Here is a 9,657-nt window from a genome sequence, read left to right on the forward strand (position 1 = left end):
ATATATAATACATAGTGTAAGATAGTAAAAGAGAGAACAAGTAGGGATAGAACTTGTGGCAGCATTTAATACTAACAACTATTCACTAAGGACTAATTTCATTGTAAGGGGATATTGACAATCTTGCCAAAGAAAAAATATTACTATCATTCCTATTATTATACCTATTCCAACAAAAAAAGAAGAGCAAAAAAAATAAAAATGATAGTTGGTGGATTATTTATACTATTGTTATTTACAGGTACATTTTGTTTTAAGATCCTTCCATTATTTTCTACCAAACAAAACAGTGAAACGATTCCTACTTCAGAAGAAATTTTGAAATTAGCGACCGATGAAACAGAAGAGGTCCCCGAGATATTAGCAGAAGAAAACTCTTTTCAACAAGAAAAAGAGAAAGAACTAATTACAATTAACGGTAATTTACAGGCAGGAGATACTCTTTATGAATCTCTAATTAAAGAAGGCGTTCCCGCTGCTGAGATACTTAATTTGCAGGAAAAAGTTAAATCTGTAGTAGACTTCAGTTATCTTCCGGTTGGTAGTGAATATTCTTTAAAATATAGCCCGGAAGGAAAAGTAACAGAATTTATCTATAAACCAAATCCTATCGATATTTATTGTATAGATATTCCTGCTTCGGATTCGGAAGACTTAAAAGTAGTAAAGGAAGAGATTTCTCGAGAAACGGTACATTTTGAGGGGGTTATTAAAAGCTCTCTTTATGAATCAATGTTAGAATGTGCTAATTCACCTCAATTAGCCCTCCAAATAGCCGATATTTTTGCCTGGCAGATAGATTTTCTTACTGAATGTAGAGAAGGTGATACTTTTAAGATATTAGTTGAAAAGCAGTATAGAGGAGATTTTTATCGTTGGGGAAATATACTTGCTGCCGAATACGAAGGTGAACTTCTTAGCAAACATACCGCTATTTTTTTTACCGATCCCACAGGACATACAGATTATTATACCGAAGAAGGAAAATCATTAAGAAAGGCCTTCCTGAGAGCTCCTTTAAATTACAAGTATATCAGTTCTTATTTTTCTAAAAACCGTTTACACCCGATCTTAAGAATTTGGCGTCCTCATCTGGCTATTGATTATGCTGCTCCAACCGGAACTCCGGTTTCTACCATTGGGGACGGAACGGTTATTTATGTTGGTTGGGATAATGGTTATGGAAACTATATTAAAATTAGGCATCCCAATAACTATATCACAGCTTATGGGCACCTTTCTCGTTTTGCCACAGGATTAAAAAATGGCCAAAAGGTAAAACAGGGCGAGATAATAGGTTATGTTGGAGCTACCGGATTAGCTACTGGATCGCATTTAGATTTTTCCATTAGTAAAAATGGAGAAAAGGTAGATTTCTTAAAAATCAAACTTCCCGCTGCTTTTTCAATTGATCCCCAGTATAAGGCTCAATTCAAAGAAGCAAAGGATAGATTGCTTAATGATTTAGAAAAAAATAGAGGATTAGATTTAACCCTGGGATCAGATAATCTACGATCCATTAACTTAGAAAAGGAATGATCAGAAAAACAAAAAATTACCGATTTCCTCCCATCATTAATCTTCCCTGACCTTTTTGCCATGGCCTGATTTCCATTGCCCTAAAATTATTATCATTTATTAATTTACCAATAAGCTTTATTTTTATACCTATTACAGGAGTAATTTTCCCTTTCCATATTACTTTGTTAGCTTCGATTTCCCATCGATTATTTTCTAAGTCCTCAAGAATAAAATTATTTTCAGGAAGCCCTATTTTTATGATTGTCCCCGCTAAAAGTCCTCTTTTAGGTTGCATCCATTGTTCTTCGCAAGAATAAACCAGTTGGTTGTAATAGGGGAGTTTTGCCGAAAAGATTTTTTGTAAATTTTCGCTAAAACCATTAAAATAGAGACCGGTTCCTAAAACGATGCTAATGATCAAACTGATTAAAAGGATTGATATAAATTTGAATCGATAGCCTCTCTTAGTGTGAAAGAAATTATAGTAAGCCACTCCGGTAAAGAGGGCTAAAAATATTAACCAAAGGTAAGGCAAGCTTATAAAAACAGTTTTTACAAAACTGTCTCCCATATAGTGATAAATGTCCCAATCAAGTTGTTTGATGATAAATAGAATCATGCTAAAGGCAAAGCTTCCCAAAATGATAGAAATTCCGAATATCGACCAGATAAAATAATTTTTTGTGATAAAATACCAGCGCGGCTTAGGTTTAATATTATCATCTTTTATTTTTTTAAAAACTTCATTGCTTATATTTTTTATCATTGTAAAAAGTGATGCCCTCCTTTTTTAACTCCTGTTTAAGGTATTTTTTGGCTCGATTTATCAGAGTAGCTATAGTACCCATCGGTTTATGTAAAATATCGCTTATTTCCCGATAATCCTTTCCTTCCACAAATTTTAAAATCAATACGTCTTTATATTTTAAAGATAGTTGGTTGATTATGGTTAAAATTTTATTATAAGTTAACTTTTGAAGGTTTATATTTTCTACATCTATAGTAGATTCCAATATACTATTTAAATCTTTATCTTCCCAAGAAGTTGTTTGAGGGCGTACCGTTTTCTTTCTGTAAGCACTAATAGTAATATTATGGGCAATGCTATATATCCAGTTAGAAAATTTAAAATTTAAATCAAAATCGTTTAAATTTTGATAAGCTTTGATAAATACTTCCTGAAGAATATCTTCGCCATCTTCCCTGCTTATATTTGATATTTTTAAAATATAGTTAAGGAGCTTGGCTTCATAGCGTTTCATTATATATAGATAATATTCCTGATTTTTTAAAGTCAGGGCTACTATTTGTTCATCAGTCTTATTAGTACACTCTGAAGCGATAATCATAATTTTTAATTCTTTCTATTTTTTAAAACTTTTTGATGTTATTTTCCTTTTCTCTTGAATATAGATAGGTAATATTTTAAATGCCAGAGAGTATGAAATAACCCTAATAGAGCCATAACGACAGAAAACTCCACATGCCAGAATAAGAAATTAAAATCAATAGACTTAAACCAATTGTAATCTCTAATAAATACCAGGATCATTCCCATTCCTGCTGAACCTAAAAAACTGATTAACAAGAAGATATTCCAAAATTTCTTTTCCCTGCATAAATTTATCTCGAATTTTCGAGCCAGTAATTTAGTGCAAAAATATATAAGCAAAGATACCAAAAATATTTCTAAAAAGTTATAATCAGGTAGAGGTCTCCTTTCGGTAGGCAGAGAGCCGTAAAAAGTTTTTTGATTAGAAGCTGCTTCGGCAACGAAAAAACTTCCTGTAACTTTCTGGTCAGCATTTTTAAGATATTCAGTATCGGTTTTCGTATTTTCTTCGATGTTTTCTTCGTAAAAAATTATATTGGTATCACGGTCTTCCGGGGATGGTTGAGAACGGTCACAAATACCATCTTTGTCCATATCGATATACCTTTTGCAGTCTCCCGGATAAGGGTCATCTTTCAAACTATACGGACAGTTATCCCAGGCGTAGATGAACATTGAACTAAAAAGCATTAGAATAAAGACTATTATAGATAAGGTAATATATTTTGCAAATCTTTTCTTCATATTTTTTTCTCATTTATAATTTATTATAATCTTTTAAATAGAGCATGGGAAATTTATTTATTCTAAGCTCTACTTTTATAATACGCTAGCCAGTGTAATTTTCTTTCAAAGGTTTCACGAAAGCGCTAGTCATTTTGGGAAACTTTTAAATTATTTCCTTTAAGTAACATGCAATACTCAGATATACGTAATCATGGATAATGTTGACAAAAATAGTCATAAATAATATAATTTATCATCATAGGTAAAATAGTAAAGGGGTAAAGAGAATGAAATTATCAACTCGAGGAAGGTACGCGCTTCGAGCTATGATAGATTTAGCTCAAATTCAATGTAATCACTCGGAACCAGTTTCTTTAAGAGATGTATCTTTAAGACAGGGCATTTCTTTACAATATTTAGAGCAATTATTTAATAAATTAAAGAAGGCAGATTTAGTAAAAAGTACCAGGGGAGCAGGAGGAGGATATCTTTTAGCTAAAGAAATTGAAAAGATAAGTGCCGGTAATGTAATTAGAGCAGTAGAAGGTCCGATAGTTTTAGTTGATTGTATTTTAGCCGGCAAAAAAATTAGTAAGAGTAGCCTAAAAAAATGTAAAAAAATTGAAGATTGTACTATAAAGTTATTACTGGAAGAAGTAACTCAGAAAATAAACCAAACCTTAGATGCGACTTCTTTGAAAGATTTATGTAAAATAACCCAAAAAATAAAAGAAGGGCAAGCATATGAAAGATAAGATAAAAGCAGTTGCTTTGTTTTCTGGTGGCTTAGATAGCATTTTAGCCATAAAACTTATCAAGCAACAGGGAATAGAAGTAATAGGTGTTAATTTTAAGACTCCCTTCTTTGGTTTGGACGAAATTTTTTTATTAGCAAAAGATTTAGAAATAAATTTAGAAATAATAGATATTACCGAAGAACTTCTAAAAATTTTAAAAAAGCCCAAGCATGGATTCGGAAAGAATATGAATCCTTGTATCGACTGTCATACTCTTATGTTTAAAAAAGCGGGAGAATACATGAACCAGATAGGAGCTTCTTTTATCTTAAGCGGAGAAGTATTGGGAGAAAGGCCGATGTCTCAGAACAGAAATAGCTTAGATTTAATTGAGAGAGAATCAGGGTTTGAAGGTAAAATTCTTCGTCCGTTATCAGCTTTATTGTTAGCGGAGACTATTCCTGAACAAGAGAAGCTGGTGGACAGAAATAAATTATTGGACATTTTTGGTAGATCGAGAAAAAAACAGATAGAGTTAGCTGCTGAAATGGAGATAAAGGATTATCCTTCGCCTGCAGGAGGATGCAAACTAACTGAGCCAGCTTTTTCTAAAAGATTAAGAGATTTATTCACTCAGGAAAATTATTCTTTAGAGGAGATAGAACTATTAAAGTTAGGTCGTCACTTTAGACTAAGTAAGGATATGAAATTGGTAGTAGGAAGAAATAAAGAAGAAAATGAAAAGCTGCAAAATTTTTACAGAGATGAAGATTTACTTTTTAAAGCAAAAAATTTAAAAGGCCCTGTTTCTTTGTTAAAAAGAGGGGGATATAAAATAGATAATGAATTAATGGTTAGATCCTGTCGGATTACAGCTCGATATTGTGATAAAAATGAAGAAGAAAATAAAGAAGTCAATATTAATTGTTATTCTAAATCAAGAGAATTTGTCAAAACAATTAAGGTAGAACCATTAATAGAAGATAAGTTAGAAATCCTGAGGGTAGAGGGATAAATACTAAGCACAAAAAGAGAAACTGCTATTATGATGAATCAGTCGAAAACTAAAGTTGTTGTAGCTATGAGCGGAGGAGTGGACAGTTCACTGGCCGCGGCTCTATTAAAAGAGGAAGGCTATGATATTGTCGGGATAACCATTCATCATCATGAGGGTGACGAAAATTTAGATTCTGTGGAGCGGGTTACCAAAGACCTAAAAATACCCTGGGAAATTTTAGATTTTACCAAAGAATTTAAAAAAATAATTATCGACTATTTCTGCCGAGAATATCTTGCCGGTCGAACCCCCAATCCTTGTGTAGTCTGCAACCTGAAAATAAAATTTGGATTATTATTGGAGAAAGCAAAATCTTTAGGGGCGGATTATCTGGCTACTGGTCATTATGCTATCAATGAATTTAACCATAAAAACAAGAAATATTTGCTTAAGAGAGGGATAGATGAAAATAAAGACCAGTCATATTTTCTTTATAGGTTAAACCAGCAAATATTACCATATGTCTTGTTTCCTTTAGGTAAATTTCAGAAAAGCCAAACCAGAGAAGTAGCTAAAAAATATGGATTAAAAAATTATGGGAAAAAAGAGAGTCAGGAAATTTGTTTTATCCAGGATGATAGTTATAAAAAGTTTTTGACTCAATATATTAAAGATGTTGTTAAACCAGGTAATTTTATTGATAGAAGAGGCAAAATATTGGGAGAGCATAAAGGCATTCCCTTTTATACTATCGGACAGAGGAAAGGATTAGGAGTAGCACTTAATAAGCGTAGATATGTAATCGAAATAAATTCCCAGCAAAATGTAATTACCTTAGGCGATGACGAAGATCTATTCAGAGATAAATTATTAGTAAAGAATTTAAATTTTATCTCTGGTGATAAGCTGTTAAATTCTATAAAGGCAGAAGTAAAAATAAGATATAATACCAAAAAATCTTCAGCAATTATTTCCCCTTACCAAGAGGATGAAGTGCTGATAAATTTTGAAAAACCACAAAGAGCAATTACCCCTGGACAATCTGCAGTATTTTACCAGGGAGATGTGGTAATAGGAGGAGGGATTATTCAATAGCGTTAAAACAATCGATTAAAAATTTTAAATTACAATGAATGAATATTTTATTTATCTGGATTTAGCCATCAATTTAACTAAAATTATTTTGTTTACATTTTGAAGTCAATTTCCTCAACTAACCAACCAGGTTACTAATAAACCAACAAATCAAATATGAGATACGAATTTGTTTCGATTCATTACTAAATCCGCTAAATACGTAACTCACTAATCTTTTCTATATTACTTGTTGCTATATCCTATATGCTCCTTGCTACTCTTCGAAAGATTCGAATAAAAAACTTGCCAAGAGAAAAAAAATATGCTATATTACGTGTATACAAAAATGTATACAGGAGATTTTTAAGATGCAGTTTTTACGAATTGGTGAAAAAGTTATCAGTAAAGAAAAATTAAATAAAGAACTAAATAAAATTTTAGAATTGCGTACTAAAGGTATAACTCAGGAAGGAGTAGCTCGCAAATTAGGAGTTGAGCGTACTTTTGTCTCCAGGTTAGAAAGTTTAGGTGAGATAAGAAAAGGCAATAAGATTGCCTTAATCGGATTTCCTATCAAAAACAAAGAAGAAATAGCTATTGTAGCAGAAGAGCTGGGGATTGAATATATTTTGCTTTTCACCCAAGAAGAACGCTTTGAGTTTATACAGAAAAAAGGAAAAAGTGAATTGTTTGATGAGATTATGGAGATAATTGTGAACTTAGCAGATTTTGACTTGATTATTTTCCTGGGATCAGACATGAGAGTGCCGATAGTAGAAAAAATATTCAGCGTACAGGTAATTGGTATTGTTATTGGTCATTCACCGATTAAAGAAAGTAAATATGTTAATCCTGAAAAGATTATAGAAATAGTAAAGCAGGTTAAAAATTAATCTATATTCCAAAGAAAAGGAGGACTAAAGAATGAAGAAAGTTTTAGGAGTTAGCTTAGGTTCTTCTACCAGAAATCACAAAGTTGTGGTTGAGATCTTGGGAGAACAAGTAGAGATAGAAAGAAGAGGAACTGATGGCGATGTTAAAAAGATGATGCAAATATTTCAGGAAAATGACGGGAAGGTAGATGTCTTCAGTTTGGGAGGGACGGATCTCTACCTGTATTCCGGCCCCAGGGGCAAAAGATATACTATAAGAGAGTCAGAAAAGATAATTAGTGTTATTAAAAAAACTCCTATTGTTGATGGTACCGGGATAAAATATGTGTTAGAGAAGGGCGTAGTAAAATATATAGATACTCAAACCAATATTCCACTAAAAGGGAAAAAAGCTTTACTCACCATCACAGTGGATAGATTTGGAATGGCTGAAGGATTAATAGAGGCGGGGTGTGAGATGACTTTTGGAGATTTAATATTTGGTTTAAATGTTCCTATTCCCCTTCATTCTTTCCGAAGCATTGAATTTTTTGCTCGCTTACTTTTACCGATATTAATATACGTTCCGATAAAATATTTATATCCTACAGGAGAAAAGCAAGAAAAATCTAATTTAAAATACATTAAATATTTTTATGATGCCGATATAATTGCCGGAGATTACTTGGCTATTAGCCAATATATGCCCCAGGATATGCAGGGTAAAGTTGTAATAACCAATACCGTTACTAGTTTTAATGTCGAAGATCTTAGAAAAAGGGGGGCGAGTTATCTAATTGCCACAACTCCTGAATTTAACGGAAGGTCTTTTGGCACCAATGTATTTCAAGCTACTTTGGTAGCTATATCTGGAAAATCTCCGGAAGAATTACAACCGGAAGATTATTTGAAATTAGTTGAAAAAACTGGCTTTAAGCCAAGGATAGAGAAGTTAAATTAATTAAAAAATTAAGGATAAAGAGGGGGGGAGAGGAATAGTGATTCCATTAGAAGAAAAAATAAATGAATTGAATCAAAGAATAAAAAAGATGAAAGATGAAAAACGGTATTTTTACTTAAAAAGTATAGATGGAGCGTCTGGATCCAGAGTTACTATTGATGGCAGGGAGATGATAATGTTTGCTTCTTATAATTATTTAGGGTTGATCACTCATCCCAAAATAAAAAAAGCAGCCATTGATGCCATTGAAAAATATGGAACAGGTGCTGCAGGAGTTAGATTATTGGCGGGTACTACCAAAATACACGAAAAATTGGAGGCGACGATTGCAAAATTTAAAAAGGCAGAGGACGCGGTTACTTACAGCAGTGGATATGTAACGAATTTAGCAGCCATTACTACACTTTGCCAGAGAGGAGATTTGGTAATAATTGATAAATTAGATCATGCCAGCATCATCGATGGTTGTTTTCTTTCTGGAGCAACTCATAGATCATACTTGCATAATGATATGAAAAGTTTAGAAAGAATTCTAGCAAACTCTAATAATTATGTTAACAAAATGATTATAGTTGATGCGGTATATAGTATGGATGGAGATGTTGCTGATTTACCCGAAATCTCACGGTTAGCTAAAAAGTATCATGCTAAAGTAATGGTGGATGAAGCTCACTCTATCGGAGTATTAGGGAAAACCGGCCATGGTATAGAAGAACATTTTGGCCTTAAAGGGGTTGTAGATATTCACATGGGTACATTAAGTAAAACTATTCCCAGTATTGGAGGTTATTTGGCAGGTGAAAAAGATTTAATTACTTATTTAAAGCATAATTCCAGACCATTTATATTTTCAGCAAGTCTGCCTCCCGTAGCAGCTGCTACTGCTATAGCTTGTTTAGAGGTAATAGAAGATGAACCCGAGCGGGTAACAAATTTGCAGAAAAATATCAGACAATTTAAAGATGGACTAAATTCTATGGGCTACAATACCATGAATAGTACTACCAGTATTGTTCCTATATTAATCGGGGAAGAGGAAGAAACTTTAAAATTGTGTAAAATAGTTAATGATGAAGGAATATTTATCTGCCCTATCCTTTTCCCAGCAATTCCTAAAGGCACTAATAGATTAAGAGCCCATGTTCAGGCAACTCATACTTCTAAGGATATTGATAAAGCTCTGGATATCTTTGAAAGAGCCGGGAGGAAATTAAGATTGGTCAAATGAATAATTTAGTAACATAGCGGTTAGTATATACTTTATTAGGGAACTTTGAGAAAAAAAGAATAGCTGTCGCTTTTTTCAAATTATTTCTTTCTATTTCTTCACATGATATTCGATACATGATACAAATATAATATAACGAATTTATTTGACAATAAAATATAGATACCTTATAATCTCTATAAAAGATTATTATATAATATAAGCA

At 32.5% G+C, this 9,657-nt stretch carries 10 protein-coding genes; 7 read left to right on the top strand and 3 right to left on the bottom strand.

Annotation, left to right across the window (positions count from 1 at the left end):
• Positions 1 to 123 precede the first annotated feature (123 nt).
• Complete coding sequence (locus tag ENO17_09075; GenBank protein HER25185.1) at positions 124 to 1,539, top strand: M23 family metallopeptidase; 1,416 nt, start codon at positions 124 to 126, stop codon at positions 1,537 to 1,539.
• Between the two features lie 16 nt (positions 1,540 to 1,555).
• Here the strand turns inward: ENO17_09075 and ENO17_09080 are convergent, their stop codons facing one another.
• From ENO17_09080 to ENO17_09090, 3 genes are read right to left on the bottom strand one after another with little or no spacing between them, the layout of a single operon-like run.
• The gene (locus ENO17_09080; GenBank protein HER25186.1) at positions 1,556 to 2,287 is read right to left on the bottom strand and encodes a hypothetical protein; all 732 of its coding nucleotides are present in this window, start codon (positions 2,285 to 2,287) and stop codon (positions 1,556 to 1,558) included.
• On the bottom strand, positions 2,265 to 2,870 hold the full coding sequence (locus ENO17_09085) for an RNA polymerase sigma factor (GenBank protein ID HER25187.1): 606 nt from the start codon (positions 2,868 to 2,870) through the stop codon (positions 2,265 to 2,267). Before ENO17_09085 ends, ENO17_09080 begins: the two co-directional genes overlap by 23 nt.
• A gap of 38 nt (positions 2,871 to 2,908) precedes the next feature.
• A complete protein-coding gene (locus tag ENO17_09090) occupies positions 2,909 to 3,598 on the bottom strand; it encodes a hypothetical protein (protein ID HER25188.1) in 690 nt (229 codons plus the stop codon).
• Positions 3,599 to 3,867: 269 nt separating this feature from the next.
• Here ENO17_09090 and ENO17_09095 point away from each other — a divergent pair, with 269 nt between their 5' ends.
• The 6 genes from ENO17_09095 (at position 3,868) to ENO17_09120 (ending at position 9,452) form a co-directional block, all read left to right on the top strand.
• Positions 3,868 to 4,335, top strand: coding sequence for an Rrf2 family transcriptional regulator (locus ENO17_09095; GenBank protein HER25189.1), 468 nt, complete (start codon positions 3,868 to 3,870; stop codon positions 4,333 to 4,335).
• Positions 4,325 to 5,332, top strand: coding sequence for a DUF814 domain-containing protein (locus ENO17_09100; GenBank protein ID HER25190.1), 1,008 nt, complete (start codon positions 4,325 to 4,327; stop codon positions 5,330 to 5,332). The genes ENO17_09095 and ENO17_09100 overlap by 11 nt, the downstream gene beginning before the upstream one ends.
• A gap of 30 nt (positions 5,333 to 5,362) precedes the next feature.
• A complete protein-coding gene (mnmA, locus tag ENO17_09105) occupies positions 5,363 to 6,409 on the top strand; it encodes a tRNA 2-thiouridine(34) synthase MnmA (GenBank protein ID HER25191.1) in 1,047 nt (348 codons plus the stop codon).
• Positions 6,410 to 6,759: 350 nt separating this feature from the next.
• The gene (locus ENO17_09110) at positions 6,760 to 7,284 is read left to right on the top strand and encodes an XRE family transcriptional regulator (protein HER25192.1); all 525 of its coding nucleotides are present in this window, start codon (positions 6,760 to 6,762) and stop codon (positions 7,282 to 7,284) included.
• Positions 7,285 to 7,315: 31 nt separating this feature from the next.
• On the top strand, positions 7,316 to 8,224 hold the full coding sequence (locus tag ENO17_09115; GenBank protein ID HER25193.1) for a quinate 5-dehydrogenase: 909 nt from the start codon (positions 7,316 to 7,318) through the stop codon (positions 8,222 to 8,224).
• 37 nt (positions 8,225 to 8,261) lie between these two features.
• A complete protein-coding gene (locus ENO17_09120) occupies positions 8,262 to 9,452 on the top strand; it encodes a pyridoxal phosphate-dependent aminotransferase family protein (protein ID HER25194.1) in 1,191 nt (396 codons plus the stop codon).
• Positions 9,453 to 9,657: the final 205 nt, after the last annotated feature.

The sequence above is a fragment of the Candidatus Atribacteria bacterium genome (assembly GCA_011056645.1).
In the GTDB taxonomy this organism is placed as follows: Bacteria; Atribacterota; Phoenicimicrobiia; order Phoenicimicrobiales; family Phoenicimicrobiaceae; genus Sediminicultor; species Sediminicultor quartus.

Excerpts from the sequence above, each read along its gene's own strand:
- ENO17_09080 (HER25186.1), bottom strand. The coding sequence starts at position 2,287 with ATGATAAAAAATATAAGCAATGAAGTTTTTAAAAAAATAAAAGATGAT.
- ENO17_09085 (HER25187.1), bottom strand. The coding sequence starts at position 2,870 with ATGATTATCGCTTCAGAGTGTACTAATAAGACTGATGAACAAATAGTA.
- ENO17_09090 (HER25188.1), bottom strand. The coding sequence starts at position 3,598 with ATGAAGAAAAGATTTGCAAAATATATTACCTTATCTATAATAGTCTTT.
- ENO17_09095 (HER25189.1), top strand. The coding sequence starts at position 3,868 with ATGAAATTATCAACTCGAGGAAGGTACGCGCTTCGAGCTATGATAGAT.
- ENO17_09100 (HER25190.1), top strand. The coding sequence starts at position 4,325 with ATGAAAGATAAGATAAAAGCAGTTGCTTTGTTTTCTGGTGGCTTAGAT.
- mnmA (HER25191.1), top strand. The coding sequence starts at position 5,363 with ATGATGAATCAGTCGAAAACTAAAGTTGTTGTAGCTATGAGCGGAGGA.
- ENO17_09110 (HER25192.1), top strand. The coding sequence starts at position 6,760 with ATGCAGTTTTTACGAATTGGTGAAAAAGTTATCAGTAAAGAAAAATTA.
- ENO17_09115 (HER25193.1), top strand. The coding sequence starts at position 7,316 with ATGAAGAAAGTTTTAGGAGTTAGCTTAGGTTCTTCTACCAGAAATCAC.